This is a genomic window from Pseudomonas sp. SD17-1 (assembly GCF_029201585.1).
GTDB lineage: Bacteria > Pseudomonadota > Gammaproteobacteria > Pseudomonadales > Pseudomonadaceae > Aquipseudomonas > Aquipseudomonas palmensis.
The window spans coordinates 3247005-3271511 of record NZ_CP104044.1 but is presented as its reverse complement, the minus strand read 5'-3'; the positions used below and the strand labels follow the sequence as shown (position 1 = coordinate 3271511).

Annotated in this window: 20 protein-coding genes and 1 pseudogene; 8 read left to right on the top strand and 13 right to left on the bottom strand. The window is 66.0% G+C overall.

What is annotated here, in order from left to right; genetic code table 11:
* Positions 1–119 precede the first annotated feature (119 nt).
* Both N0B28_RS14865 and N0B28_RS14860 read left to right on the top strand, forming a co-directional pair.
* The gene (locus tag N0B28_RS14865; RefSeq protein WP_104573086.1) at positions 120–1538 is read left to right on the top strand and encodes a TIGR00366 family protein; all 1419 of its coding nucleotides are present in this window, start codon (positions 120–122) and stop codon (positions 1536–1538) included.
* 150 nt (positions 1539–1688) lie between these two features.
* Positions 1689–3917: a TonB-dependent siderophore receptor gene (locus tag N0B28_RS14860; RefSeq protein ID WP_100633912.1), complete on the top strand. Its 2229-nt coding sequence runs from the start codon at positions 1689–1691 to the stop codon at positions 3915–3917.
* An 81-nt stretch (positions 3918–3998) separates the two neighbouring features.
* On the opposite strand, the gene N0B28_RS14855 is transcribed toward N0B28_RS14860, so the two are convergent.
* Positions 3999–4883: a dihydrodipicolinate synthase family protein gene (locus N0B28_RS14855; protein WP_100633914.1), complete on the bottom strand. Its 885-nt coding sequence runs from the start codon at positions 4881–4883 to the stop codon at positions 3999–4001.
* A 25-nt stretch (positions 4884–4908) separates the two neighbouring features.
* Positions 4909–5691: an aldolase gene (locus N0B28_RS14850; RefSeq protein ID WP_043862936.1), complete on the bottom strand. Its 783-nt coding sequence runs from the start codon at positions 5689–5691 to the stop codon at positions 4909–4911.
* Positions 5692–5852: 161 nt separating this feature from the next.
* On the opposite strand from N0B28_RS14850, the gene N0B28_RS14845 reads away from it, so the two are divergent.
* Positions 5853–6401, top strand: coding sequence for an XRE family transcriptional regulator (locus N0B28_RS14845; protein WP_043862935.1), 549 nt, complete (start codon positions 5853–5855; stop codon positions 6399–6401).
* Here the strand turns inward: N0B28_RS14845 and N0B28_RS14840 are convergent.
* On the bottom strand, positions 6398–6949 hold the full coding sequence (locus tag N0B28_RS14840) for an RNA 2'-phosphotransferase (RefSeq protein WP_253086992.1): 552 nt from the start codon (positions 6947–6949) through the stop codon (positions 6398–6400). The two genes, N0B28_RS14845 and N0B28_RS14840, sit on opposite strands and share 4 nt — an antisense overlap.
* 136 nt (positions 6950–7085) lie before the next feature.
* Between N0B28_RS14840 and N0B28_RS14835 the strand changes: the two genes are divergently transcribed.
* The gene (locus N0B28_RS14835) at positions 7086–7868 is read left to right on the top strand and encodes an AraC family transcriptional regulator (RefSeq protein ID WP_088515382.1); all 783 of its coding nucleotides are present in this window, start codon (positions 7086–7088) and stop codon (positions 7866–7868) included.
* Between the two features lie 65 nt (positions 7869–7933).
* Here N0B28_RS14835 and N0B28_RS14830 read toward each other — a convergent pair whose 3' ends face one another.
* Positions 7934–8527, bottom strand: coding sequence for a LysE family translocator (locus N0B28_RS14830; RefSeq protein ID WP_058540672.1), 594 nt, complete (start codon positions 8525–8527; stop codon positions 7934–7936).
* A gap of 269 nt (positions 8528–8796) precedes the next feature.
* On the opposite strand from N0B28_RS14830, the gene N0B28_RS14825 reads away from it, so the two are divergent.
* Entirely contained in the window at positions 8797–10368 is a 1572-nt protein-coding gene (locus N0B28_RS14825) for a TerC family protein (RefSeq protein ID WP_058540673.1), read from the top strand.
* On the opposite strand, the gene rarD is transcribed toward N0B28_RS14825, so the two are convergent.
* Together rarD and N0B28_RS14815 are read right to left on the bottom strand one after the other, a co-directional pair.
* Entirely contained in the window at positions 10331–11218 is an 888-nt protein-coding gene (gene rarD, locus N0B28_RS14820; protein ID WP_043862930.1) for an EamA family transporter RarD, read from the bottom strand. The two genes, N0B28_RS14825 and rarD, sit on opposite strands and share 38 nt — an antisense overlap.
* Before the next feature lie 61 nt (positions 11219–11279).
* Positions 11280–12828: pseudogene (locus N0B28_RS14815) on the bottom strand (EAL domain-containing protein).
* A gap of 405 nt (positions 12829–13233) precedes the next feature.
* Between N0B28_RS14815 and hppD the strand changes: the two are divergent.
* Complete coding sequence (hppD, locus tag N0B28_RS14810; RefSeq protein WP_275727110.1) at positions 13234–14310, top strand: 4-hydroxyphenylpyruvate dioxygenase; 1077 nt, start codon at positions 13234–13236, stop codon at positions 14308–14310.
* 67 nt (positions 14311–14377) lie between these two features.
* On the opposite strand, the gene N0B28_RS14805 is transcribed toward hppD, so the two are convergent.
* Both N0B28_RS14805 and N0B28_RS14800 read right to left on the bottom strand, forming a co-directional pair.
* Entirely contained in the window at positions 14378–15184 is an 807-nt protein-coding gene (locus tag N0B28_RS14805; protein WP_043862927.1) for a CSS-motif domain-containing protein, read from the bottom strand.
* A gap of 140 nt (positions 15185–15324) precedes the next feature.
* Positions 15325–16029 (bottom strand): type 1 glutamine amidotransferase domain-containing protein, encoded by a 705-nt coding sequence (locus N0B28_RS14800; RefSeq protein ID WP_078480157.1) that lies wholly within the window; start codon positions 16027–16029, stop codon positions 15325–15327.
* 147 nt (positions 16030–16176) lie between these two features.
* On the opposite strand from N0B28_RS14800, the gene N0B28_RS14795 reads away from it, so the two are divergent.
* Positions 16177–16638, top strand: a complete 462-nt coding sequence (locus tag N0B28_RS14795) for a nucleoside deaminase (RefSeq protein ID WP_274096410.1) — start codon at positions 16177–16179, stop codon at positions 16636–16638.
* Between the two features lie 23 nt (positions 16639–16661).
* On the top strand, positions 16662–18743 hold the full coding sequence (locus N0B28_RS14790; protein WP_275727104.1) for an ATP-binding protein: 2082 nt from the start codon (positions 16662–16664) through the stop codon (positions 18741–18743).
* On the opposite strand, the gene N0B28_RS14785 is transcribed toward N0B28_RS14790, so the two are convergent.
* The 5 genes from N0B28_RS14785 to N0B28_RS14765 form a co-directional block, all read right to left on the bottom strand.
* Positions 18695–19663 carry a lysylphosphatidylglycerol synthase domain-containing protein gene (locus tag N0B28_RS14785; protein ID WP_274096409.1) on the bottom strand — a complete coding sequence of 323 codons (969 nt, stop codon included), beginning with the start codon at positions 19661–19663 and terminating at the stop codon, positions 18695–18697. The genes N0B28_RS14790 and N0B28_RS14785 overlap by 49 nt on opposite strands.
* Positions 19660–20871, bottom strand: coding sequence for a cardiolipin synthase ClsB (clsB, locus tag N0B28_RS14780; RefSeq protein WP_054915377.1), 1212 nt, complete (start codon positions 20869–20871; stop codon positions 19660–19662). Before clsB ends, N0B28_RS14785 begins: the two co-directional genes overlap by 4 nt.
* A complete protein-coding gene (locus N0B28_RS14775) occupies positions 20868–21650 on the bottom strand; it encodes an endonuclease/exonuclease/phosphatase family protein (RefSeq protein ID WP_043862922.1) in 783 nt (260 codons plus the stop codon). The genes clsB and N0B28_RS14775 overlap by 4 nt, the downstream gene beginning before the upstream one ends.
* On the bottom strand, positions 21647–23275 hold the full coding sequence (locus N0B28_RS14770) for a response regulator (RefSeq protein ID WP_088515376.1): 1629 nt from the start codon (positions 23273–23275) through the stop codon (positions 21647–21649). The genes N0B28_RS14775 and N0B28_RS14770 overlap by 4 nt, the downstream gene beginning before the upstream one ends.
* Positions 23276–23392: 117 nt before the next feature.
* Positions 23393–24445: a tetratricopeptide repeat protein gene (locus N0B28_RS14765; protein ID WP_054915374.1), complete on the bottom strand. Its 1053-nt coding sequence runs from the start codon at positions 24443–24445 to the stop codon at positions 23393–23395.
* Between the last annotated feature and the right edge of the window lie 62 nt (positions 24446–24507).

Genomic DNA, 24507 nt, shown 5'->3' with positions numbered 1-24507 from the left:
GGCCTCTTCGCCGGCAAGGCCGGCTCCTGCAGGGAACCACGCATTCCTGTGCAGGAGCCGGCCTTGCCGGCGAAGGGGCCTTCAGCCGTTCAAAAAAAATCAATAAGAAGGAAAATCCCGTGGCCGCCGAACTCCAAGACAGCCGCTCCGCCCGCTTTGCCCTGCGTTGCTCCAACTGGGCCGAACGCTGGTTCCCCGACTCCTGGGTGTTCGCCGCCCTGGCCGTGGTGCTGGTGTCACTGGCCGCCCTGGCCATGGGCGCCAAACCCCTCGATACCGCCACCGCCTTCGGTGACGGGTTCTGGAGCCTGATCCCCTTCACCATGCAGATGGCCTTCGTGGTCATCGGCGGCTATGTGGTGGCCAGCTCGCCGCCGGCGGTGAAACTCATCGACCGCCTGGCGCGTATTCCGAAGAACGGCCGTTCGGCCGTGTGCTGGGTGGCGCTGATATCGATGGTCGCCTCGCTGCTCAACTGGGGCCTGTCGCTGGTGTTCGGCGGCCTGCTGGTACGCGCCCTGGCGCGCCGTACCGACCTGAAGATGGACTACCGCGCCGCCGGTGCCGCCGCCTACCTGGGCCTGGGCGCCGTATGGGCCCTGGGCCTGTCCTCGTCGGCCGCGCAGCTGCAAGCCAACCCGGCCAGCCTGCCGCCGTCGATCCTGGCGATCACCGGGGTGATCCCGTTCACCGAAACCATCTTCCTCTGGCAGTCGGGCGTGATGCTGGCGGCGCTGGTCATCGTGTCGCTGATCGTGGCCTACGCCACTGCACCCGGCCCGCAGAGTGCCCGCGATGCTCAGGCCTGTGGCATCGACCCCAGCTTCAGCGCACCACCACCGGCGCAGCGCACGCGCCCGGGTGAATGGCTGGAATACAGCCCGGTGCTGACCCTGCTGCTGGTGGCCCTGGCGGCTGGCTGGCTGTACCACGAGTTCTCGACCAAGCCGGCCATCACCGCGATCTCGGGGCTCAATACCTACAACTTTCTGTTCATCATGCTCGGCGCCTTGCTGCACTGGCGCCCGCGCAGCTTCCTGGATGCGGTGAGCCGTGCGGTGCCGACCACCACCGGGGTACTGATCCAGTTCCCGCTGTACGGCTCGATCGCGGCCATCCTCACCCAGGTCAAGGGCGTGGACGCGCAAACCCTGGCGCACCATATCTCCACCTTCTTCGTGCAGATCGCCTCGCATGACACCTACGCCTTGCTGATGGGCGTGTACTCCGCGGTGCTGGGCTTCTTCATTCCCTCCGGTGGCGGCAAGTGGATCATCGAGGCGCCCTACGTGATGCTGGTGGCCAACGACCTGCAGTACCACCTGGGCTGGGCGGTGCAGATCTACAACGCCGCCGAGGCGCTGCCCAACCTGATCAACCCGTTCTACATGCTGCCGCTGCTGGGCGTGCTGGGGCTCAAGGCGCGCGACCTGATCGGCTTCTCGTTCGTGCAGTTGCTGGTGCACGTGCCGCTGGTGCTGTTCTTGCTCTGGGCGCTGGGCACCACGTTGCAGTACACGCCACCTGTGATGCCGTAGCGCATCCGGCGGGTAAAAAAGGCGATCTTCGGATCGCCTTTTTCATGCCTAAATTAAATCGATAAGCATTCGTATTAAGGGTGATCCGATGATGTCCCGCTGTGTATTTCTAAACGGAATTTCCCGTCGTAAAACAAGGAGAAGGCCGCGATGTTCGCGCCGATTACCCGTTCCATGACGTTGACACTGGGCCTGTACGGCACCGCCTGCAGCGCCGTCGCACTGGCTGACAACGAACCCCTGCCCGACGCCGCCCCCCAGGCGCTGGAGCTGGGTTCGACCAACGTGAGTGCCCAGGGCCTGGGCAGCACCACCGAAAACACCGGGGCCTACACCACCGGCAGCATGAGCACCGCCACCCGCCTGAACCTGTCGATCAAGGACACCCCGCAGTCGATGTCGGTGCTGACCCGCCAGCAGCTGGACGACTTCCAGCTCGACAACCTCTCCGAAGCCATGGGCCAGGTGACGGGCGTGGTGGTGCAGCGCAACGACTCCGAGCGCCCCACGTACAACTCGCGCGGCTATGCCATCGACAACTTCCAGATCGACGGCATGCTCAACACCTTCGCGGGGCTCAAGTCCGACTCGGACACCATCATCTACGACCGCATCGAAGTGGTGCGTGGCGCCACCGGGCTGACCACCGGCGCCGGCGACCCGTCGGGCACCATCAACATGATGCGCAAGCGCCCCACCCATGAACTGGCGGTGAAAACCGGCCTGCGTGGCGGCAGCTACGACAACTACTACAGCTATGTCGACGTGGGCGGGCCGCTGGCCTTCGACGGTCGTCTGCGCGGGCGCAGCGTGCTGGCCTACCGCGACGCCCATTCGTTTCGCGACCGCTACCAGACCCAGCGCGAGGTGGCCTACGGCATTCTCGAGGGCGACCTGAGCGACGACACCGTGCTGGCGGTGGGGTACGACTACCAGAACAAGCATGTACAGGGTGCCTCGTGGGGCACCGTGCCGTACTGGAACGCCTCCGGTGGCAAGGCCAAGCTGCCGCGTTCGAACAACATCTCGGCGCCGTGGAGTTCGTGGCCGCTCAAGGACGAGACCGTGTTCGCCACCCTCGACCAGCGCCTGGGCGGCGACTGGCACCTCAAGGCGGCCTACACCTACCGCCAGAGCGAAACCGACGGCAAGGTGTACTTCGGTGGCCAGGGCTTCCCCGAGGCCGACCGCAGCGGCATGAATGCCTGGGTCAGCCACTTCATCGGCGACGAGAAAATGAGCGCCGCCGACCTCAACCTGGGCGGGCCCTTTGCGCTGCTGGGGCGCGAGCACGAATTCATGATCGGCTATGGCGAGTCGCAGCGGCGCAACAGCGCGCCGCTCAAGCGGCCCCTGGACCTGCCGCCCGGCTACACGACCATCCCCGACTGGAAGTACCTGGGCGGGGTAGACAAGTTCGCCGATACCGTGACCAACCTGGATGGTTCGCGCGATACCACGCAGCAGAAGGCCGGCTATGTCGCCACCCGGCTGAACGTGACCGATGCACTGCACCTGGTGCTGGGCAGCCGCTACGGCAGCTGGAAGGTCACGGGGCGCTCATGGGCATTCGATGCGGCGGGGCAGGTGGTGGAGAACCCGCGCTCCAGCCGCACCCACAATGACGTGTGGACACCCTATGCGGGCGTTCTGTACGACATCACCGACCAATACACCGTGTACGCCAGCTACACCGACATCTTCAAGCCGCAGAACTACAAGGATGTCGACGACAAGTACCTGGAACCGGTGGTGGGCAGCAACTACGAGGTGGGCCTGAAGGGCAGCCTGCTGGACGAGCGCCTGAACCTGTCGACGGCGGTGTTTCGCAGCAAGCAGGACAACGTGGCCGAGGTGGACGATTCCATTCCGGTAGGGCCCAACGGCGAGCAGTATTACAAGTCCGGCGGCAAGGGCAATACCGTGGAGGGCTTCGAGGCGGAGGTCGCTGGCGAGGTGATGGCGGGGTGGAACATGACCCTGGGCTACAGCTACACCCACTCGCTGGATGCCGAGCACAAGCGGCGCAACACCACCCAGCCGTTGAACATGGTGCGCTGGAACAGCACCTACAGGGTGATGGACAGGTTGACCGTGGGTGGGTCGGTGGATTGGCAGAGCGACATCTACCGCAGCGGCAATCGTCCGGTGGGGCGAGGCAGCGATGGCCGGATCATCACGGCGCCGGCTGACATTCGCCAGCGGTCCTACACGGTGGTGGGGTTGATGTCCCGTTACGAGTTCGACGAACACCTGTCGGCGTCCTTGAACGTGAAGAACCTGCTGGATACCAGGTACTACAACAACGTGGGGTTCTACAACGGGGTGTACTGGGGTGATCCGCGCACGCTGACGGTGAGCCTGGATTGGCGGTTGTAGCGCCCTGAAGCCGAGCCAACAGGGCTGGCGATGCATGCCCTGTTGGCCGGCGATACCGTGCGCTGAGGCCGTGATAAGGCCTTACCCCATCTGTTCGAGCAACCCGCGCAACCGCTCACGCCCGGCGTCATCCAGCCCGAACACCGGCCTGCGCGGCTCGCCCACCTCCAGCCCGGTCAACGCCAACCCTGCCTTCACCGTCGCTGGCAAGCCGCCCTTGAGGATGAACTCCAGCAATGGCAACTGCCGGTAGAACAGCGCCCGCGCCGCCTCAAGGTCGTTACCCAGCACGGCCTGGTACAGCTGCTGGTTGAGCGCCGGAATCAGGTTGGCTGCCGCCGTGCACCAGCCCGTGGCACCGGCCACGAACGCTTCCAGGGCCAACGGGTTGCAGCCGTTGTAGAACGGCACCTGGCCTTCGCCCAACTGCTGCAGTTTGTGCATGCGCTGGATGTCGCCGGTACTCTCCTTGACCATGGTCACGTTCTCGACCTGGCGCACGATGCGCATGATCAGCTCCACCGACAGGTCGGTGCCGCTGGTGGCCGGGTTGTTGTAGAGCATGATCGGCACGCCGATGCAGTCGCCGATGCTCTGGTAGTGCTGCAGGATCTCGGCCTCGCTCAGCTTCCAGTAGGCCGCCGGCAATACCATCACCGCATCTGCCCCATGGGCCTCGGCAAAGCGCGCGCGGCGCATGGCGCTGGCGGTGGTCAGGTCCGAGACGCTGACAATGGTCGGTACCCGCCCGCCAATGTGCGCCAGGCTGAACTCGGCCACCTGGTCCCACTCGCGGTCGCTCAGGTAGGCGCCTTCGCCCGTGCTGCCCAGGGGTGCGATGGCCTGTACGCCACCTTCGATCAGCCGATCGATGGAGCGGCCAAGGGCCGCCAGGTCGAGCTGGGTGCCGTCGGCGCTGAACGGGGTGATGGTGTAGCCGATGATGCCGTGAAAAGTCGTGGACATGAAAAACACTCCGCAGAAAACAGGTTCAGTTCAGGCAATCGGCATGCTGACGCAGGCACTGCCGGGCATAGTAGGCGAACGCCGCGCCGTGGCGCTTGGGGCGGGCGATCCAGTCGTGCGCTTCGCGCCCCAGCACCGGCTCGATGGGCTTGATCTGGCCGGCTGACATCGCCAGCAACTGCAGGCGCGCCGCGCGCTCGATCAACTGCGCGATCACACAGGCTTCCTCGATGCTGGCGCCGGTCGACAGCTGGCCGTGGTGCGAGAGCAGGATGGCGCGCTTGTCGCCCAGCGCCGCGCTGATCAGCTCGCCTTCCTCGTTGCCCACCGGCACCCCGGGCCAGCCTTCGAGAAACGCGCAGTCCTCGTACAGCGGGCAGAGGTCCATGTGCGACACCTGCAACGGTACCTCGAGCATCGACAGCGCGGCGATGTGGGTCGGGTGGGTGTGGATGATGCAGTTCACATCCGGGCGTGCGCGGTACACCCAGCTGTGAAAGCGATTGGCCGGGTTGGGCATGCCGCTGCCTTCGAGCACCTCCAGGTCCTCGTTGACCAATAGCAGGTTGCTGGCGGTGATTTCATCGAAGCCCAGCCCCAGTTGCTGGGTGTAGAAGGTGCCCGGTTGCGGGCCGCGGGCACTGATCTGCCCGGCCAGGCCGGAGTCGTGGCCGTTGTCGAACAGGATTCGGCAGGTCAGCGCCAGCTTTTCACGCACAGTCCACGTATTATCGGCAAGCGAGCCCTGCATCTGTTCCAGGGCCTGCTTGACCAGTTGGTCCTTGGGGAGTGCTAATGTCTTGGCCATTGGGGTTTCCTCGGTGGCGGATCGGACGTCAGGGCTGGCCCGCCCCGGTTGCTTGGAAGGTGAGCGGGGTGGTCAACCTCATGACACAAGCAAGGCTATATGACACAAAGTGTCATTGGCAAGGGAAAGGTTGCCCATTGCACCGGGAATAGCGGCGTTAAATGTCTATCCGATTGAAAGTATTAAGAAAAAAACTTGGGCTGACGCTTGAGACGCTGGCCGAGAAAACGGCCATGACCAAGAGCTACCTGTCCAAGGTGGAGCGGGGTCTGAACACGCCTTCGATTGCGGCGGCGCTGAAACTGGCGCGGGCGTTGAACGTGAACGTGGAAGAACTGTTCGCCGAAGACCAGCCTGCGCAGGCGCGCTACAGCCTGGTACGCCGGGGTGAACGCCAGGCGTTGTCCGGCAGCGCCGAAGGGCCGGGCTACGCGGTGCTGGCCCAGCATATCGGCCAGCGCAGCCTGCTGCCGTTCATCATCTGCCCGCCGGCGGACTTCAGCGACTCGACGTTCAAGGAGCACCTTGGCGAAGAGTTCCTGTTCGTGCACGAAGGGCAGGTGGAAGTGGACTTCATGCACGAGCGGGTGTTGCTCGAGCGCGGCGATGCGCTGCACTTTAATGCCCAGACACCGCACCGGCTACGCTCGGTCGGGGCGGTGCAGGCGCAGTTGCTGGTGGTGGTGCACGACGCCGATTCGCCGGTTTAACCGGGCTGTCGAATGAACGCCACCGGCACGTGGGCCGTCAGCCATACGCCATTGTCGGCCTGGAAGAACGCCAGGCCCTGGGCGTGCATTGCCGCTGCATCGACGTGCAGCAGTACCGGTGAGCCGTAACGCTGGCCGACCGCAATGGCCGTGGCGGGGTCGTGGGACAGGTGCACGTGGTGACGGTTGCCGGCGATCAGGCCCTGTTGGGCAATCGAGTCGAGAAAGCGCGTTGCCGTACCGTGGTACAGCTCGGCAGGCGGCGCCTTGGGCGCGTACTGGAGCTCGACCGTCGCTGTCGAGTGCCCCTGTACGGCGCGAATCCTGCGGCCATCGTCCGACAGGCCGAAGCGTTTCTTGTCGCTGCTGGCCACCACCGCCTGCAGGTGCGCCAGGTCCAGCGCGCGGCCCTGGCGAGCGGCGCCGGCAATCAGTGCATCGACATCGCCCCAGCCTTCGCTGTCCAGTTGCAGATCGATGGATTCGGGGGCGTGACGCAGCACGTAGCTGAGAAATTTGCTGGTTTCGGTGAAGCGCTTGCTGCTCATGCGGGTCTTCCTTGAACGGTCTGCGCGGCAGCTTATCAGGGCGCGCGAGTGACGACGAGCGGTGCGCAAGGGGCAGTGGCACGCCCTGAAGCCTGATAGAGTGCGCGTTGTTCCACTGCCCACAGGCCCGCACGCGATGACCACCACCTCGTATTTCTGGCGTGACCCGGCGTTGCCCTTCATCGAGGCGCGCGGGGTCGCAGACGGTCGCAAGGTCTGCTATGCGCGCCATTCCCATGCCGGGTTCTCCATCGGTGCGATCACTGCCGGGCGCAGCTCCTACCTCAGCGGGCACACCTGGCGCGAGGTCGAGACCGGCACGGTGGTGATGATGAACCCCGGTGTGGTGCACGCCTGCAACCCGATCGCCGACCAGCCGTGGTCGTACCTGATGCTTTACGTGGACATGCCGTGGCTGACCCGCCTTGGCTTCGCACCGGTCGCTGCCACCCTGAGTACCGCCCCGGCCCTGTTCGAGGCCCTGTTGCAGTTGTACGACGTGCTCATCGACAACCAGCGTGGCGCGGCGTGCAAGGCGGCGGCTGCCGAAGCGTTCTTCGGCGACCTGCGCCAGCAGCTGGAGGCAGCGCCACCGCCGCTGGCCAGGCCGGATGCGCGCCTGGAGCGGGCGGCGGCATTCATTCGCGCACATTGCACCGAACCGCTCAAGCTCGAAGACATCAGCCAGGCGGCCGGCTTGTCCACCTCGTATCTGATCCGCACCTTCAAGCAGCATTACGGCCTGACCCCGCACGGCTTTGTGCTGGACTGCCGCGTGCAGTACGCCCGCGCCCAGTTGCGCCAGGGCCGGCTGATCGCCGAGGTGGCGCTGGAGGCCGGGTTTGCCGACCAGGCGCATCTGCAACGGGCATTCAAGCAGCACCTGGCTGCGACGCCCGGGCATTACCGCTCAGCCTAGGCGCTGTACGAAAAGCCTTGATACTCGGTGATGCTGGGTTGAAAACAGCCTGACCTTCGTCTTTTTCATACAGACCCCTGCATCAGGTACAGGGCACTCAGCACCAGCAGGGCGGCCAGGCTGCGATTGAACAGGCGCAGGCGCCGCGGGTTGTCGAGGTAGCTGCGGATCAGGCTGCCGGCCAGCGCCCAGCAGCCCAGCGAGAGGTAGCAGATCACCAGGTAGATCAGGCTGAACTGACCCAGCAGGGCGGTTTCGCCCTGGCCCACGAAGGCGCCGATGCCCGCCACGCAGGCCAGCCAGGCCTTGGGGTTGAGCCATTGCATGGCAGCGCCGCGCAGCAGGCTGGGTGCGTGGGTATCACGCCCTTCACCGAGCGCGCCGTCGTCGCGGGCCAGTTTCCATGCCATGTACAGCAGAAACAGCACCCCGGCCCAGTGCAGGGCAACGGCAAGGCCTGGCCAGTGGCGCAGCACCTCGTGCAGGCCCAGGCCGATCAGTACCAGCAGCAGTATGAACCCCAGGGTGGCACCGGTAACGTGGCGCATGGCCGGGCGCAAGCCATGCCGTGCGCCGGCGCCCAGGGCAACGATGTTGACCGGGCCAGGGGAAATGGAGGCGGCCAGGGCGAAGGCGGCCATGGAAAGGCTGAGGCTCATGCGGCAGATCCTTGAGGGGGAGGGTGCAGCGAGGGTAGGCGGGAAGGTCGGTGGGGTATTGAAGGAAATTGCCCTGTGCCGCAGCGGGTGTTTTGCCACAGATTGAAATAATTTCACGCTGTGAGAAAAGTCAGCTGAAATTGTAGGATCACCGTCCCTAATTGACCCAAGGTTGATATGACTTCGTTCTCGGAGCCTCCCAGTACCCGGCCGTCCTGGCCATCCTCCCTTTCCCGTCCCCGTGACGTTTCCCGCCTGAGTACCTGCCCATGGAATGGCTAGCCGACCCCACGGCCTGGCTGGGCCTTGCCACGCTGATCGTGCTCGAGCTGGTACTGGGTATCGACAACCTGGTGTTCATCGCGATTCTCGCCGACAAGCTGCCGCCCCATCAGCGCGACCGCGCGCGGGTGATCGGCCTGTCGCTGGCGCTGATCATGCGCCTGGGCCTGCTGGCCAGCATCTCGTGGATGGTGACGCTGACCGCGCCGCTGTTCGAGGTGTTCGACAAGAGCTTCTCGGGCCGTGACCTGATCATGCTGTTCGGCGGTGTGTTCCTGCTGTTCAAGGCCACCATGGAGTTGCACGAGCGTCTCGAAGGGCATGTCGCCCACCATCAGGGCCCGGCGCGCCATTCGGCGTTCTGGCCGATCGTGGCGCAGATCGTGGTACTCGATGCAGTGTTCTCGCTGGACGCGGTGATTACCGCCGTGGGCATGGTCGAGCACCTGTCGATCATGATGATCGCGGTGATCTTCTCCATCGGCATCATGATCGTCGCGAGCAAGCCGCTGACCCGCTTCGTCAACGCCCACCCCACGGTGATCATGCTGTGCCTGGGCTTTCTGATGATGATCGGCTTCAGCCTCACCGCCGAGGGCCTGGGCTTTCATATACCCAAGGGGTACCTGTACGCGGCAATCGGCTTCTCGATCCTGATCGAGCTGTTCAACCAGCTGGCCCGCGCCCGGCGCAAGCGCAGCCTGCAACAGCACCGGCCATTGCGCGAGCGCACCGCCCACGCGGTGATGCGCATGCTGGGCGGGCGCCGGTTGCAGGCCGACGAGGTGGGTGAGGACATCGCCGACCTGGTCGAGGATGGCGATGAACAGGTGCTGTTCGACCGCCGCGAACGGGTGATGATCAGCGGCGTGCTGAACCTGGCCGAACGCCCCATCAGAACGCTGATGACGGTGCGCGCCAAAGTCGACTTCATCGACCTGGCGCAACCGCCGGAGGCGATCCGTACCGCGCTGATGCATTCGTCCTACTCGCGCCTGCCGCTGATTCGCCAGGGGCGGGTGGAGGAGCCGCTGGGCTTCGTGCACAAGAAGGAGCTGCTCAGGGAGCTGCTGGCCGGTCACGAGCCGGATCTGGAGCGCCTGGCGCGCACGCCGCTGAACCTGCTGGAGAGTTTCAGCATCCTCAACGCGCTGGAGCAGATGCGCAGCCAGTCGACCCACATCGCCTTCGTGGTCAACGAATTCGGCGACTTCACCGGCGTGCTGACCATGACCGATATCCTCGAGTCCATCGCCGGCGAGCTGCCCGATGCCAGTGAAGTCGAAGGGCCGGGCATCGTGCAGGCGCCGGACGGCTACCTGGTCAACGGCGCGCTGAACCTGCGCCAGATCCAGGCGCAGATCGGCTTTGCGGCCAAGCCCACCGAGGACTACCAGACCCTCGCCGGCCTGGTCATGAGCCTGCTCGACCGCCTGCCGCGGGTGGGCGATCAACTGACCTGGGGCGACTGGCTGATGACCGTCGAGGCCGTGCAGGAGCGCCGGGTGCGGCAGGTACGGCTTACACCGAACGCCGCCGCTGACGTAGCAGGTGCCTGACCCCCTCGAGCACCAGCACCACCACTGCCAGCCAGATCGGCAGGTAGGTCAGCCACTGATCCGGGGCGATGCTCTCGCCCAGGATCAGGGCCACCGCCACCAGCAGCACCGGTTCCACATAGCTGAGCAGGCCGAACAGGCTGAACGCCAGCAGACGGCTGGCCATCACGTAGGTGACCAGCGCCAGGGCGCTGATCACGCCCAGGATCGGGATCAGCACATAGAGCTGCGGGTGGGCCAGCAGGTCGGCTGCGCTCAGCGGGCCCTGCACGATGAAGTACACCGAGGGCGGCATCATCAGGCACATGTCGGCCCACAGCCCGCCCAGGTGATCGGTGCGCAACTTGCGCCGCAAGATGAAGTAGAACGGGTAGCCGCCGGCCACCAGCAGGGTTTCCCAGGCGAACGAGCCATGGCGTATCAGTTCATGCCCCACCCCCACCACGGCGCAGGCCACGGCGACCTTCTGCAGGCGTGACAGGCGCTCGCCATACACCACCCGCCCGGTCAGCACCATGGTCAGCGGCAGCAGGAAGTACCCCAGCGACACCTCCATGCTGCGCCCGTGCAGCGGTGCCCACAGGAACACCCACAGCTGCAGACCCATCAATGTCGAGGTACCCACCAGCCCCAGCAACAGCAGCGGGTTGCGCCGGATGCGCTGCAGTACGCCGATTGCCAGTGGCCAGTCCTTGGACAGCAGCATGAACAGCGTGATGCACGGCAGGGTCAGCAGCATGCGCCAACCGAAGATCTCCTCGCCGTCGAGGGGGGTGAGCAGGGAGGTGTAGTAGTACATCAGGGCGAACAGACACGACGCCATGACCGATGAAACGATGCCTCTGGACAAGGGGGCCTCGGGAGCACGAAGGGGTAGGGAAGTGGTGAGCGCGCATGATCTCAGGGGCGCGTCACCTGGGCAACCGGCTGTGTGCCCAATGCAGCCACGAACTCGGCCAACGGCATCGGCCGGGCGAACAGGTAGCCCTGCTGGAAGTCCACCCGGTGCCGGGCCAGGTAGTCGCGCTGGGCGATGGTCTCCACACCCTCGGCGACGATGCCCAGGCCCAGCTTGCCCGACAGCTCGATGATGCTGTCCAGGATATGCAGCGACAGGGCATCGACGCCGATCATGGCCACGAAGCTCTGGTCGATCTTCAGGTAGTCGACCTTGAACTGGCGCAGGTAGCCCAGGCTCGACTGGCCGGTGCCGAAGTCATCGATGGCGATCATCACCCCCAGGGCCTGCAGCCTTGCGAACAGCTGCTCGGTGGTGTCGCTGGGTACCACCAGCTTGCGCTCGGTCAGCTCCAGGGTCAGGATCACCCGGCCAGGCGGGAAGGCGGCGAGAAAATCGCGGCAGTCGTCATACAGGGCCATGTCCTGGCAGTGATCGGCAGTGATGTTGATGCCCACATGAAAGCCGTCGCCAAAGCTCTCGGCGTGGGGCGCCAGGCCTTCGGCCACGCGCTGCATCAGGCGCCGGGTCATGGGCACGATCTGGCCGCTGTGCTCGGCATAGGGAATGAACAGGTCTGGGCGCACCATGCCTTCGCGCGGGTGCTGCCAGCGCATCAGCACCTCGGCGCCGGCCCAGCGGTAGTCACCCTCGCGCACCACCGGCTGGAAGTACGGGATGAACTCGTCGGCCTCCAGTGCCCGTTGCAGCTCCACCCGTGGCGAACTGGCCCTGCGCAGCTGCCAGCGGCAGGCCGCGCCGGCCATCACGCCCAGCAGGGTCACCAGGCCGAACAGCCCCGGGTACTCGGCGCGCATCAGGCGCCAGGGCTCGCCAGCGGCATAACCGCTGTGCACCGAAAAACGATAGCGCTGCGAGGCCTGCTGCGTCGGCGCCACGGCAAACACCGGGGGCGGGCCCTGGTGCACCACGCCGTCTTCGCCCATCCAGTTGGGGCCTACCTGCAGCACCAGGGTGGTGCCCTGGTCGAGCAGCTCCAGGGCGCTGCTCAGGTGGTCGCCATCGACGGTGGTGATGGCGCCGTCGTTGCCCTTGCTGAGCCGGTAGGCCAGCAGTGCATGGCCGGGCGTCACCGAGTTGCCGTTCATCAACCACAGGCTGCCATCGACATAGTCCTTGGCATCCACCGGCTCGCTGAAGTTGCCAAACAGCGAACTGCAGTACAGGTCATTGTCACGAAACAGGTTGCTGGAGCGCACGAACGAGCCGCGTGTCACCTGTTCGCGCAGGGCCAGCGTGGCCTCTGCGCAGGGTTGGCGGGTCAGGGGCAGCAGGGCCTGGGCGGCGCCGGCGATGTTGTCGAGGATGCGTTCGAAGTGCCCGGTGACCAGGGCGGCCGTGTTCACGGCCCTGGCCTCGAGCTCACGCTGGGCCTGCCAGTGCATGATCAGCACGCCGGACACCACCGGTATCGCCCCCACCAGCCATGGCAGCAGGGCTCGCAGGGTCCAGCGACCGGGGCGTTTTTTCGTGAGGGGCATGGTGTCTACCTGTGCGGGATGAGCGCGGATGATTTCAAGGGCAGGGTTTCCCTGGTACCCCTGAGCGCACAGCATAGCCGTTCATCGGCCCGTATACAGCTGAGGCGTCAGCCTGATGTACTGCAGGGGAGGCTGCCGCTGTCGGCAGGCCCGGGCACTAAAGTACTTACAATTTTTCTTACGCCCTGTAGAATCGCGTTACGCATACAATAATAAGGTCCTTCGCCACTGGAGGATCAGACGGCCGAGAATAGGTCCCATATGAAGTGTCATGGGTTCAAACTGATTTATGGTGACTACCTCGCCCGCAGTGTGAGGGGCATCTCCTGCGCGCCGCCACGTTCGCTCCACATCGACAGCAAGCTACCCCTGTGATTTGAACGCTTTGATGATGAGGAAACGAACATGGCAGATATCTTCGAAAACCCGATGGGCCTGATGGGCTTCGAGTTCATTGAACTGGCCGCACCTGTCCCGGGTACCCTGGAGCCGATCTTCCAGATCATGGGCTTCACCAAGGTCGCCAGTCACCGCTCCAAGGACGTGCACCTGTACCGTCAGGGCGGCATCAACCTGATCCTGAACAACGAACCCAAGAGCGTGGCGTCCTACTTTGCCGCCGAGCATGGTCCGTCGGTGTGCGGCATGGCCTTCCGTGTGCGCAATGCCCATGAAGCCTATGCCCGTGCCCTGGAGCTGGGTGCCCAGCCGGTCGAGATCGAGACCGGGCCGATGGAACTGCGCCTGCCGGCGATCAAGGGTATCGGCGGCGCGCCGCTGTACCTGATCGACCGCTTCGAGGAAGGCAGCTCGATCTACGACATCGACTTCAAGTGGATCGAAGGCGTGGACCGCAACCCGGTCGGCGCCGGCCTCAAGATCATCGACCACCTGACCCACAACGTGTATCGCGGGCGCATGGCCTACTGGGCCGGCTTCTACGAGAAGCTGTTCAACTTCCGCGAGATCCGCTACTTCGACATCAAGGGTGAGTACACCGGCCTGACCTCCAAGGCCATGACCGCCCCCGACGCGATGATCCGTATCCCGCTGAACGAGGAGTCCTCCAAGGGCGCCGGTCAGATCGAAGAGTTCCTGATGCAGTTCAACGGCGAGGGCATCCAGCACGTCGCCTTCCTCACCGACGACCTGATCAGGAGCTGGGACGCGCTGAAAAAGCTCGGCATGCGTTTCATGACCGCACCGCCGGACACCTACTACGAAATGCTCGAAGGCCGTCTGCCGAACCACGGCGAGCCGGTGGGCGAGCTGCAGTCGCGGGGCATTCTGCTGGACGGCTCGTCCGAGGCGGGCGACAAGCGCCTGCTGCTGCAGATCTTCTCCGAAACCCTGATGGGCCCGGTGTTCTTCGAGTTCATCCAGCGCAAGGGTGACGACGGCTTCGGCGAGGGCAACTTCAAGGCCCTGTTCGAATCCATCGAGCGCGACCAGGTTCGCCGCGGTGTACTGACCGCCGAATAAACGCGGCGCGTATGCAAAAAGGCCATCGAGCATGCCTCGATGGCCTTTTTTTGTGCCTGCGCCGGCCTCAACCGTAACGACGCACCGATGGCGCGCGGCGGTTGCGAAACAGCGTCCAGTACACCGCTGCCGAGGTCATGACGCCCACCAGCAGCAACGACGGGATGATGGCCTGGGCGTTGGACAGCATCGCCTGCCAGATATGGCCGTCCGGGTAGCCGCCATGGATGGTGTACCCGTAACTGGCGGACAGCACGCGGACATGCTGTTCGGAGTGATCGGGCAGCACGTCGTCGAAGGTGCTGCCCTCGCTCCACAGGTAATCGTCACCGAACTGCAGCACCAGATTGGCGCTGGCCTTTACCCGCTGCATCGTGGCTTGCAGGGTCTTGGCGTCGACCAGGGCCAGCACGCCGAGCGGGTACTCCTGCAGGCGGTAATACAGGATGGCCGAGTCCGGGGTCACATCGTTGCCCGGCTCCAGGCGCAGGCGCTGGTTGAAGAAGCTGCCCGGGTCGACCAGCAGCTGGTATTCGCCGTGCACCGTGCTGCAGTAGGCACGGTTCTCGCGCACCAGCACCAGCGAGCGCAGCTCGGGGCGCATCACCACTTCGGTACGCAGGCTGGGCAGGGCCCGCGGGCAGGGGAAGTCCGCCAGGTTGAGCACCTTGTTGCTGGCATTGTGCAGCGAGTCGAGGATGCGATCGATGTCCTGCTGGGTGTGCTGGATCGAGACCAGGGTCGACTCGGCCAGCATCTTTTCCACCTGCCAGCTCATGATCAACAGGCCGCACCCCACAGGGGTCAGGCCGATCAACAGGATGACCAGCAGTTCCAGCAGCACACGGCCAGCGCGAAATTTGTGACGGGGCATGATTCACCTATGTTGACAGAGCGGGCCGCAGGGGCGCGCGGGCATCTTGAGCGGATGCCGTTCAGCATAAGTGAGGGGCGTAGTTTGCCCTTGTAAGACGCGACGACATTGGCCGTGCTATTCGTCGACGCTCCGGGGGGCTAGCCTGCCTTCGATGCGGCCAGTACTGCCAGCACCTGGCGTGCGACAGCGGCCGAGGAGGCGGGGTTCTGCCCGGTGATCAGGCGCCCCTCGCGCTGGTCGCGCACCACGTATTCCTGCCAGGGGTCCTCGGCCTTGCTGTACAGGCCACCGCGCGCGGCCAGTTCGTTCTCGGTCAGAAACGGCACCACCTTGTCCAGTTCGGCCAGTTGTTCCTCGACGTTGGAGAACCCGGTAACCTCGCGGTCCTTGAGCAGCAGGGTGTTGTCACTGAGCTTGATGTTGAGCAGGCCGACCGCGCCATGGCACACCGAGGCCACCACGCCGCCGGCCTCGAAGATCTGGCGCGCCAGGCCCTGCAATGCCGTGTTGTCGGGGAAGTCCCAGATCACCCCGTGGCCGCCGGTGAAATAGATCGCGTGGTAGTCCTGCGCCTTGACCTGGTCAGGTGCCAGGGTGGCGCCCAGGCGGTTCATGAACGCCTTGTCGTCGTACCACTGCCAATCCAGGTCCGGGGCCATGCTCAGGCTGTGCGGGTCGATCGGCACGTAGCCGCCGGCGGGGCTCACATAGTCCACCTTGTAGCCGGCCTTCTCGATCACCGCAACGAAGTGCACGGCTTCGCCCAGCCACAGCCCGGTGGCGCGCTTGAGGCTCGGATACCTGGCGGTATTGGTCAGCACTACCAGTACTTTCTTGCTCATTGCAGCGTTCCTCTGGTGATCGGGCGCGGGGAGGGGTGGGGCGAAGCAAACCTATAGAGCATAGTCGCGGCCGCAAAACCCGCCATCGCCCAGGGCGTTGTGCTAGTTTCCACCCATACAGCCGCTGTCACAGGAGTCACCGCCATCATGTCCACACACACCGACCCGTTCATGCAGGCCGCCATCGACGAAGCGCAGAAGAGCCTGGCAGAAGGTGGCATTCCCATCGGCTCGGTGATCGTGCACCAGGGCAGGATCATCGGACGCGGCCACAACCGACGGGTGCAACAGGGCAGCGCGATACTGCATGGTGAAATGAGCGCGCTCGAAGATGCCGGGCGCCAGCCGGCCAGCGTGTACGCCGACGCCACCCTCTATACCACCCTGTCACCCTGCGCCATGTGCAGCGGCGCCATCCTGCTGTACGGCATCAAGCAGGTGGTGATCGGCGAGCACCACACCTTCCTGGGCGAGGAGGACCTGCTGCAGAGCCGTGGCGTGAACCTGCAGGTGCTGCATGACGCCACCTGCACCGGCCTGATGCGCAGATTCATCGAGGACCACCCCCAGCTCTGGAACGAAGATATCGGCGAGCAGTCCGAGCCTTGAGCCCCAAGGAAGCGCACCCGATCATGCACACCCCCCACTCTGAAGCGGCCCCGAACCTGTCGGGCGGCATGAGCGATGCGGTACGCCAGTTCGACTGGAGCCGCACCGCCCTGGGGCCGGCGCCGCAATGGCAGGCTTCGCTGCGCATCGCCGTGGACATGCTGCTGGCTTCCAAGTTTCCGGGTTGCCTGGTGTGGGGCCCCGAGCTGATCAGCATCCACAACGACGCGTTCGTGCCCTTGCTCGGCGCCAAGCCGGCGCCGCTGGGCAAGCCGCTGAGCGTGATCTGGAGCGACGTGTGGGACGATATCAGCGCCCTGGCGCAGCGGGCCTACGCCGGCGAAGCGGTGTTCATGGAAAACTTCGCGCTCGATACCGACCGCAACGGGGACGTGGAGCGGGCGTACTTCACCTTCTGCTACAGCCCGGTGCGCGACGAGTCCGGCCAGGTGGCGGGCTTTCTGAACACCGTGTTCGAAACCACCGAGACGGTCAGAAACGAGCAGGTGTGGCGCGAACGCGCCGATGCCTTCGAACAGAAGATCATGGAGCAGACCGCAGACCACGAGCGCATCTGGGAGCTGTCCAGCGACATCATGATGCTGGTGCGCGAAGACCTGCAGATCTACGCCATCAATGCCTGCGGTCGCGAGCTGCTGGGCTGGGACGATTCGTTCATCGGCAGGCCGGTGCTGGAGCTGTGCCATGTCGACGACCGGCCGGGCATCGAAGCGGTGCACCAGCAACTGCGGGCCGGGCAGACCGTGCAGGGCTTCAAGTGCCGCTACCGTCACCGCGACGGCCACTACCGCTGGTTCAACTGGTCGATCGTGCCCAGCACCGGCATCTATACCGCCATCGGCCACGACATCACCCTGGACCAGGAGCGCGCCGCGGCCCTGGTGCAAGCCGAGGAACTGCTGCGCCAGAGCCAGAAGATGGATGCCGTGGGCCAGTTGACCGCCGGCATGGCGCACGACTTCAACAACCTGCTGACCGGTATCAGCGGCAGCCTGGAAATGATCGAGCGGCGTATCGGCAGTGGCCAGCTGGACGGCCTGGATCGCTACATCGCCGCCGCCAAGGAGGCGTCCCAGCGCGCGGCGGTGCTCACCCACCGCCTGCTGGCGTTCGCCCGGCGCCAGCCCCTCGACCCGCGCCCGGCAGACCTCAATGCCCTGGTGCACGGCATGGACGCCCTGATCCGCCAGACCCTGGGCCCGGACATCGCCCTGCAGCTGAAGGTCGAGCCGCAGCTGTGGCGCACCCTGGTGGACGCCAACCAGCTGGAAAACGCCTTGCTCAACCTGTGCATCAACGCACGCGATGCGATGCGCGCCGGCGGGCGGCTGACCATCAGTACCGGCAATGAACGCTACGATGCCCGGGTCGCAGGCAGGGACGGCCTGCCCCCTGGCGACTACTGCTCGCTGACGGTCGAGGACGACGGCCAGGGCATGAGCCCCCAGGTGATGGAGCGCGCCTTCGAACCCTTCTTCACCACCAAGCCCGTGGGCCAGGGCACCGGCCTGGGCCTGTCGATGGTGTACGGTTTCGTGCGCCAGTCGGGCGGGCGGGTGTGGATCGAGGCGTCCGATACCGGCGGCACCCGCATCAGGCTGGTGCTGCCACGCTACTGTGGCGCCGACGGCCAGCCTGCAGCCAGCGTACCGGTGCAGGCCAAGGTCAGCGTGCCGGGCAAGGGGCGGATCCTGCTGATCGATGACGAACCGACCCTGCGCATGCTGATCAAGGAGGTGCTGCAACAGGAAGGCTACGACGTGATCGAGGCCGTGGATGGCCGTTCAGGCCTGGCGGCGTGCCTGGCCGGCCCGCCGGTCGACCTGCTGATCACCGACATCGGCCTGCCCGGCGGTTTCAGTGGGCGCCAGGTGGCCAGCGAGGTGCGCCGGCACAACCCGCAGCAGAACATACTGTTCATCACCGGCTACACCGACGAAGCCATCGCCCAGCGCGACACCCTCGAGGCGGGGGTGGAACTGCTGACCAAGCCGTTCCCGCTGGACCGCCTGCAGCGCAAGGTCAAGGCCATGCTTCAGCGCGCCGAGTCGCGCGGGCCGGGGGCCGGCACGCCGGCGCCCTGACTGGCCACGCGCTCCAGCAGCAGGTAGACGACGCAGGCCACCAGCAGCGGCAGCAGAAAGTACAGTACGCGGTAGGCAATCAGCGCCGCCAGCAGGGTGCCCTTGGCGTACTGGCCCTGCAGCAGGGTGATGAACACCGTCTCCAGCACCCCCAGGCCTGCCGGAATATGCGTGATCACCCCGGCAATGCTGCTGATCATCAGCACCCCGACGATGCTCGGGTAGCCCACCATGTCCGGCAGCAGGGTGTAGATCACCAGCCCCATCAGCAGCCAGTTGCATGCCCCCATGACGGCCTGCAGCAGTGCCAGGCGGATGCCCGGCAGCGTGAGCACCTGCCCGCGCACCTGCCAGCTGCGGCGCCTGGCGAACGCGCAGGCGCCCAGGTAGGCCGCAGCGGCCAGCAGCATCAGCACACCGATCACGCGCAGCCCGCCGGTGCCGATCTCCATCCCCGCCGGCAGGCGCGGCAGGCCACAGGCGAACAGGCTGCCGGCCACCAGCAGGTAGCCCAGCCAGTTGGTCACCAGGCCCAGCCCGAGCAGGCGGCTGATGGTCGGTACATCCAGGCCCAGGCGCGAATACAGGCGATAGCGCAGGGCAACCCCGCCCACCCAGGCACTCAGGTTCAGGTTGAACGCGTAGCACACGAAGGCCAGCGGCACGACCTGGCGCGCCGGCAGCTGGTGGCCGGTGTAGCGCCGCCCCAGCAGGTCATAGCAGCTGAACAGCACGAAGCTGCACGCCGCAATCGCCCCGCCCAGCAGCAACACCCCGGGCGGGTAGGACACCAGGGCGTGACGCACCTCGCCCCAGTCCTGGTTGCGCAGCAACATGAACAGCAATGTCGGTATCAGGATGAAGAACGCCAGGGTCAGGGCCCGGCGCGCCCATTGCCAGTGTGTGCCGGAAAGCTTCATGACAGCGGCTCCTGGAGCGCCGCTGGCGGCTGCAGCGGCTTGAGCCGGGGCTGGTGCGCAGGCAGCCAGCCGACGATGGCCGGGAACAGCCGGGTGAAGTGGAACGCCATGAAGATCAGCGGCGCGCGCCACCAGTAGCCGCGCAGCACCCGTTGCAGGGTCACCGGCTTGCATTGGCTGTGGGCCAGCGCCTGCAGGTGCTCGCCCAGCAGCTGGTTGAAGGCCTGGTCGCGGATCACCAGGTTGGCCTCGAGGTTCAGCGACAGGCTCAGCGGGTCGAGGTTGCTCGACCCAACCGTGGACCACTCGCGGTCCACCACCGCGACCTTGCCGTGCAGCGGGCGCTCGCAGTACTCGTGAATGCGCACGCCGTCGCGCAGCAGGTAGTTGTAGAGCATGCGCGAGCACAGCCGCACCAGCGGCATGTCGGGCATGCCCTGCAGGATCAGGGTGACGTCCACGCCACGCCGGGCCGCATTGCGCAGGGCCCGCAGCATCCGGTAGCCGGGGAAGAAATAGGCGTTGGCGATGATGATCCGTTCGCGCGCGGTGACGATGGCGCGCATGTAGTGCTGCTCGATGTCGGTGGGGTGCTCGGCGTTGTCGCGGATGCACAGGCACATGCGCGCCTGCACGCTGTCGGCACTGATCGGCGGCGCCCGGCGCCACCAGCCCCGGGGCCGCACAGGGCGGGCGCGCTGGGCGTCGAGCAGGGTCAGGGTGGCCTGCTGCAGGTCGGCCACGATCGGCCCCCGTACCCGCACGGCGTAGTCCTGCTTGGCCATCGGCCCGAAGTCGGCCAGGTGGTCGGCGCTGTAGTTGATTCCGCCGACAAAGGCAGTGTGCCCGTCGATCACCAGGATCTTGCGGTGCAGGCGGCGGAACAGGTTGGTGCGCAGCCCCAGCCGCCGCGGGCTCGGGTCGAACGCCTGCAGGTGCACACCGGCCTGGCTCAGCGCCAGCAGAAAGGCGTTGCTCAGGTCGGCGGTGCCATAACCGTCCACCAGCACCTCCACCTGCACGCCGCGTTGCGCTGCCTCGATCAATACCTGTTGCAGCTGCTTGCCGACCTTGTCTTCGAAAATGATGAAGGTCTCCAGCAGCACCTGCTCCCTGGCATTGGCAATCGCCTCGAAGGCGGCCGGGAAGTACGCCTCGCCATTGATCAGCAATTGCACCTCGTTATCCTCGCGCCAGTCGGCCTTCATAGCAGTACCTCCACGAACAGCGGCAAGTGGTCTGACAGGTGCGACCAGGGTTTGCGCCCCATCACCCGGGGTTGCCGGGCCTGGGCGTTGCGCACATAGATACGGTCCAGGCACAGCAGCGGCCAGCGCGCCGGAAAGCTGCGTGCGGGGCGCCCGTGGGCCTGGGTGAACACCTCCACCAGGCCGCAGCCGGCCAGGTGCTGGTCGGCGCGCTGGCGCCAGTCATTGAAGTCGCCCGCCACGATCACCGGCGCTTCGGCGGGCAGGCTGTCCAGCAGCCGGCACAGCAGGCGCAACTGCTTGACGCGCTGGCGCTCGTCCAGCCCCAGGTGCGCACACACGGTGTGCAGCGGACGCTGGCCGGGTACATCGAGCACGGCGTGGAGCAGGCCGCGGCGCTCGCTGCCGGTCACGCTCACATCGAGGTTTTCGTAATGCCGGATGGCGAACTTGGACAGCAGCGCATTGCCGTGCTCGCCGTCCGGGTACACCGCGTTGCGCCCGTAGGCGTACTGCGGCCACAGGCTGTCGGCCAGGAACTCGTACTGCGGCACGTGGGACCAGTCCGGGTGGCGGCTGGCATGGCCACGGTGGCTGCCCAGCACCTCCTGCAGAAACACCAGGTCGGCGTCCTGGCTGCGCACGGCCTCGCGCAACTCGGGCAGCACATAACGCCGGTTGAACGCGCTGAAGCCCTTGTGCACATTCACCGTAAGCACCCGCACGGCGTGCTCGGTGACCTGCCGGCCGGCCACCGGCGGGGGCTGGGGCAGGCTCATGGGGCGTTGCCCGGGCCGAGCATCTGCGCCACCTTGCGCGTCAGCTGGGTGAACTTGAATGGCTTGTTGATCATCTGCATGCCCGGGTCGAGAAAGCCCCGGCACGAGGTGGCGTTTTCGGCGTAGCCGGTGATGAACAGCACCTTCAGCCCCGGGCGCAGCTTGCGCGCGATCTCCGCCAGCTGGCGCCCGTTCATCCCCGGCAGCCCCACATCGCTGATCAGCAGGTCGATCGGCCGGTCGGAGCGCAGAACCGACAGTGCCAGGCTGGCGTCGGCCACCTCGCAGCACTGGTAGCCCTGCTCGGCGAGGGTCTCGTGGACCAGCTGGCGCACCGTGTGGTCGTCCTCCACGATCAGCACGCGGTTGCTGCCATTGGCCTCCGGCGGCGGGCCGGGGGCGGGCGCTGGCGCGCCCTGTACATCCCCCACATGACGCGGCAGGTAGAGCTCGACCTGGGTGCCATGGCCGATGCTGCTGTACAGCGCCACGTGCCCCTGTGACTGGCGACTGAAGCCATACACCATCGACAGGCCCAGCCCGGTGCCCTGGCCGATGGGCTTGGTGGTGAAGAAGGGGTCGAAGGCGCGGTCCACGCTGCTTTGCGGCATGCCGCAGCCGTTGTCGTGCACGCTCAGCAGCACATAGTCGCCGCTGGCCAGCGGATGCCCGCCAGGCAACGGCTTGCCCTGGCGGCGGTTGCCGGCGTGGATGCGCAGCTCACCGCCGTTGGGCATGGCATCACGGGCGTTGCTCAGCAGGTTGTCGATGGCTTCGCGCAACTGCTGCGCGTCCACCTCGATGTGCCACAGGTCGGCGTCGAGGCTGACCTGCAGGTCGATCTGTGGGGTCAGCAGGGCGCGCAGCTGGTCGCCGTCCAGCAGGCTGGCCAGGCTGACCGGGCCCGCATCCAGCGGCTGACGGCTGGAGAATGCCAGCAGCCGATGGGTCATGCTGGCGGCGCGCTGCACCGCCCCCAGGCTCATGTCGATAAGCTTGGGCAGGTCTTCCTGGCGGCCCTGGGCAAGGCGCCGGCGGATCAGTTCCACGCTGCCGCCGATGCCGGTAAGCAGGTTGTTGAAGTCGTGGGCCACACCGCCGGCCAACTGGCCGATGGCTTCCATCTTCTGCGTGTGGCGCAGCTGTTGTTCGTCTTCGCGCAGGTGGCGCAGTTGCTCTTCCACCCGTTGCTCCAGGTCCTGCAGGCGGGCCGCGCTGTACTGGGCCTGGTACTGGCGACGGCGTGCGCGCAGCGAAGCGTGGGTCAGGGCCAGCAGGCCGCTGGGCTGGAACGGGCATGCCAGCAGGAACAGGTTGCCCAGCGCCGTGTGCAGGTCGGCGTCCGGCGCCCGGGCCGGGCTGGTCAGCAGCACCACCGGCAGGTCCGACCAGGCGGGCTGGGTACGCAGGTAGTTGTGCACGGGCGACTGCACGAAGCCGCCCAGGGACTCGTCGGCGATGATGGCCAGCCCCGCGCCCTGGCCCAGGGCATCGGCCATCTCGTCCAGGTCGCGGGTGGCCAGCGCCTGTATGCCGGCTTCGTCGAACAGGTTCAGCGCCAGGCGGCTGAGGGTGGGCGGGGCAAGTATCAGTGCGCGTTCGCCGTTTGGCACCGAATTGTTCACGGGCGATCTCCTTTGATAACGCACAGCCAGGCGATTGCCTTTTTATCCATGCACTATCACTGGACACGCCACTTTCGGCGGGGTTCAAAACGCTTGCGGGAGCCCGGACGAGGGGCCTCAGAGGCCTTGCTGCACCAGCGGATCGTCCGGGTTCTGCTGCTCCAGCTGGGCCAGCAGCACCTGCACGTTCTGCAGCTGGCCGGTCTCTTTCCAGTAGCCGATCAGCAGCACCCGCGCCTTGCGGTTGGCCGGCTGGCGGGCGAGCAGGGTTTCGAGCTGCTTCTGCGCCACCTCGACCTGCTCCAGGCTGTGCAGGGTCAACGCCAGGGTATAGCGATACTCGGCGTTGTCCGGGTCCAGCGCCAGGGCCCGGTCGAACGCCAGCAGCGCGTATTCGTGCTGGTCGTGGCGCATCAGCCACAGGCCCAGCTCGTGTTGCAGGAAGGCCGAGTCTGGGTGGCGCTTGAGCGCCTGGGCCAGCAGCTCGCGGGAGGCATCGGCGTGGCCCTGGCTGTCGAGCAGGCGCACCTTGGCCGCCAGTGCCTCGAGGTCGTCGGGGGCCAGCGCCAGCGCTCGCTCCAGTGCCTGCGCCGCCTCGTCGTCATGGCCCTCGTGCACGTACAGCCGGGCCAGGTGCACCTGGGCGGCGGCATCGTCGAGCTGCTTGAGCAAGGCCTGCTGGTACTGCTCCAGTGCCTGCTGCAGCGGGCCGTAGTACAGGCCGACATCGTCCGGGCCCAGCCCCAGCAGCGCATCGACCGCGGCAAAGCGCACGCTCTGCTCGGGGTCTTCGAGCATCGGCCCCAGCAGCACGCTGCGCTGCGGCGCCGGCACCAGCGCGCTGATGCTGGCGATCGCCGCGCGGCGCACCAGCGGGTCGTCGTGGCTCAGGTCCTGGTCGGCCAGCTTCAGCGCCAGCGGCGAAGGGTAGTTGGGCAGCTCGGCATGCAGGCTGGCGCGGCGAATGCCCGACAGGTCGGCGCGCGCCAGTTGCTGGTACAGCACCCGCGCCGCCCCCGGCTGCCCTTCATGGGCCATGGTCAGCGCCTTGGTGTAGCCATGGCTGGGGGCCGGCGCGGGGGCCGGGGCGTCACCCAGCCAGCCGTAGCCCAGCCCGATGACGAGCAGCACGAGCAGGCTGAGCAGGGTATAGAGGCGCGGTTTTGACATGCGGCATCCGGGCAGGCGGGGTGGGGCAAGCTTGGGTCAGCCAGGAAACGGAGTCAATCCGT

Excerpts from the sequence above, each read along its gene's own strand:
- N0B28_RS14860 (WP_100633912.1), top strand. The coding sequence starts at position 1,689 with ATGTTCGCGCCGATTACCCGTTCCATGACGTTGACACTGGGCCTGTAC.
- N0B28_RS14855 (WP_100633914.1), bottom strand. The coding sequence starts at position 4,883 with ATGTCCACGACTTTTCACGGCATCATCGGCTACACCATCACCCCGTTC.
- N0B28_RS14850 (WP_043862936.1), bottom strand. The coding sequence starts at position 5,691 with ATGGCCAAGACATTAGCACTCCCCAAGGACCAACTGGTCAAGCAGGCC.
- N0B28_RS14845 (WP_043862935.1), top strand. The coding sequence starts at position 5,853 with ATGTCTATCCGATTGAAAGTATTAAGAAAAAAACTTGGGCTGACGCTT.
- N0B28_RS14840 (WP_253086992.1), bottom strand. The coding sequence starts at position 6,949 with ATGAGCAGCAAGCGCTTCACCGAAACCAGCAAATTTCTCAGCTACGTG.
- N0B28_RS14835 (WP_088515382.1), top strand. The coding sequence starts at position 7,086 with ATGACCACCACCTCGTATTTCTGGCGTGACCCGGCGTTGCCCTTCATC.
- N0B28_RS14830 (WP_058540672.1), bottom strand. The coding sequence starts at position 8,527 with ATGAGCCTCAGCCTTTCCATGGCCGCCTTCGCCCTGGCCGCCTCCATT.
- N0B28_RS14825 (WP_058540673.1), top strand. The coding sequence starts at position 8,797 with ATGGAATGGCTAGCCGACCCCACGGCCTGGCTGGGCCTTGCCACGCTG.
- hppD (WP_275727110.1), top strand. The coding sequence starts at position 13,234 with ATGGCAGATATCTTCGAAAACCCGATGGGCCTGATGGGCTTCGAGTTC.
- N0B28_RS14805 (WP_043862927.1), bottom strand. The coding sequence starts at position 15,184 with ATGCCCCGTCACAAATTTCGCGCTGGCCGTGTGCTGCTGGAACTGCTG.
- N0B28_RS14800 (WP_078480157.1), bottom strand. The coding sequence starts at position 16,029 with ATGAGCAAGAAAGTACTGGTAGTGCTGACCAATACCGCCAGGTATCCG.
- N0B28_RS14795 (WP_274096410.1), top strand. The coding sequence starts at position 16,177 with ATGTCCACACACACCGACCCGTTCATGCAGGCCGCCATCGACGAAGCG.
- N0B28_RS14790 (WP_275727104.1), top strand. The coding sequence starts at position 16,662 with ATGCACACCCCCCACTCTGAAGCGGCCCCGAACCTGTCGGGCGGCATG.
- N0B28_RS14785 (WP_274096409.1), bottom strand. The coding sequence starts at position 19,663 with ATGAAGCTTTCCGGCACACACTGGCAATGGGCGCGCCGGGCCCTGACC.
- clsB (WP_054915377.1), bottom strand. The coding sequence starts at position 20,871 with ATGAAGGCCGACTGGCGCGAGGATAACGAGGTGCAATTGCTGATCAAT.
- N0B28_RS14775 (WP_043862922.1), bottom strand. The coding sequence starts at position 21,650 with ATGAGCCTGCCCCAGCCCCCGCCGGTGGCCGGCCGGCAGGTCACCGAG.
- N0B28_RS14765 (WP_054915374.1), bottom strand. The coding sequence starts at position 24,445 with ATGTCAAAACCGCGCCTCTATACCCTGCTCAGCCTGCTCGTGCTGCTC.